This window comes from Bacteroides sp. 214, from assembly GCF_010501015.1.
Taxonomy (GTDB): Bacteria; Bacteroidota; Bacteroidia; order Bacteroidales; family Bacteroidaceae; genus Bacteroides.
The window spans coordinates 1-1905 of the sequence record NZ_QVML01000033.1 but is presented as its reverse complement, the minus strand read 5'-3'; the positions used below and the strand labels follow the sequence as shown (position 1 = coordinate 1905).

Here is a 1905-nt window from a genome sequence, read left to right as displayed (position 1 = left end):
ATCATATTACGAGAAGTTCGCCGACGGAACTGTGAAATGTATCGACGAGGAGATACCGTTTGAGATACCTGAGAGTTGGGAGTGGTGTAGATTGGGAAACATTATTACAGTACTCGGCGATGGTATACATGGGACACCAAAATATGATGAAAATGGAGATTACTTTTTTATAAATGGTAATAATTTAGAAGATGGGAAAATCATCATAAGGGCATCGACTAAAACTGTTCACATATCAGAGTATGAAAGATATCAAAAACCCCTCACTAAACGGACTGTATTAGTGTCAATTAATGGCACACTCGGAAATATTGCATTCTTCAATTCAGAGCAAATTATTTTGGGTAAAAGTGCGTGCTATTTTAACGTTTGCGAAAATATAGATTTATCATATATAAAGAACATTATTGACAGTAAGTATTTTCATGCTTATGCTCATGATCAAGCTACTGGATCAACTATAAAAAATCTGTCTCTTTTAGCAATGCGTGAAATATTGGTTCCTTTACCTCCATATAAGGAACAAATAAAAATATCTCAGGAAACATCAAAATTGGAATTTATTGTTGAAAATATTGAGGACAATAAAGAACAGTTATCTATCTTCATTAAGGCTGCCAAATATAGAGTTCTCGACCTTGCTATACGAGGCAAACTCGTTCCGCAAGATCCGAACGATGAACCAGCTTCTGCATTGCTCAAACGCATAAAAGCAGAACGCTTAGAGAGCAAAAAGAAGGCTTCAAAAACAAGTGATAACTCACATTATGAGAACTTGCCCTTTGAGATACCCAAAAACTGGGTATGGCTAAGTGGTTATGAGTGTTTTAAGCCTATGACAAGTGTGAAACCTATAGAAAAATCATTCTGCTATATTGATATTGATGCAATAGATAATATTCAGAATATAGTCAAATCACCCAAAGTGATACTGACAAGCGAAGCACCGAGCAGAGCCACTCGGGAAGTGAATGATGGCGATACTATATTTTCAATGGTAAGACCTTATTTGAGGAATATTGCTTACATAGATAAGACTCTTTCTTCTTGTATCGCATCCACTGGTTTTTTTGTCTGTAAACCGATGATTGCTTTACATCCAAGATATCTTTATTATATGATGCTCTCAGATTTTGTTGTCAATGGATTAAATCAATTTATGAAGGGAGACAACTCTCCTTCCATAAACAATGACAACATTCTAAGTTGGTTTTATCCTATACCTCCATATAACGAGCAAGTTAGAATTGTAGGAACAGTCCAAAATTTGCATACGTTGCTTGATGATGCCTCATTATTAGTACAATAATTCTAACATCATTTTGTTTAACATCTCAATGGTTTGCTCAATTTTAGTAACTATTAGATGTTGCTCTTTTAATGGAGGCAATGGAAATGGTGCTTTTCTTCCGTCATTTGTGCCTAATCGTGGCATTTTAACCCCATAACCACACTGTGCGGTATACTCTAAAAACATATTTGACATTAGCACATAGCGAGCATATTCGGGACTAACGTAACTCCCAAAATCCAATGGAATAATTTCCGTGGTACAGTATCCATCTTGATCTGCTATAACAACTTTGTTCAAATAAGTTCTTAATTTGCTGTACAACACATTCCCTTGCTTAAATATGTGTTTCGAACTAGTTGTTTTTCGCAAGTCTTTATTGACCCTAGCAAGTAGAGTGCCAGTATCTTTTTCTATATCTTCTAAGTCAAGTACCCAACCATTAGGAGGAATTTGACTTGCATTTATGCTATGACACTTTCCATAATCACATAAGTCTCCAAGCGTAGACCATGCCCAGTTTTTGGGTATCTCAAAGGGCAAGTTCTCATAATGTGAGTTATCACTTGTTTTTGAAGCCTTCTTTTTGCTCTCTAAGCGTTCTGCTTTTATGC

The 1905-nt window shown here is 35.8% G+C and carries 2 protein-coding genes; one reads left to right on the top strand and one right to left on the bottom strand.

Features of this window, described 5'->3' with window-relative positions; genetic code table 11:
- The coding region (locus tag D0T50_RS13430) for a restriction endonuclease subunit S (RefSeq protein WP_203558253.1) at positions 1–1309 on the top strand (1309 nt) is incomplete at its 5' end.
- On the opposite strand, the gene D0T50_RS13425 is transcribed toward D0T50_RS13430, so the two are convergent.
- On the bottom strand, positions 1298–1905 hold a 608-nt coding region (locus D0T50_RS13425), incomplete at its 5' end, for a restriction endonuclease subunit S (protein WP_203558252.1). The genes D0T50_RS13430 and D0T50_RS13425 overlap by 12 nt on opposite strands.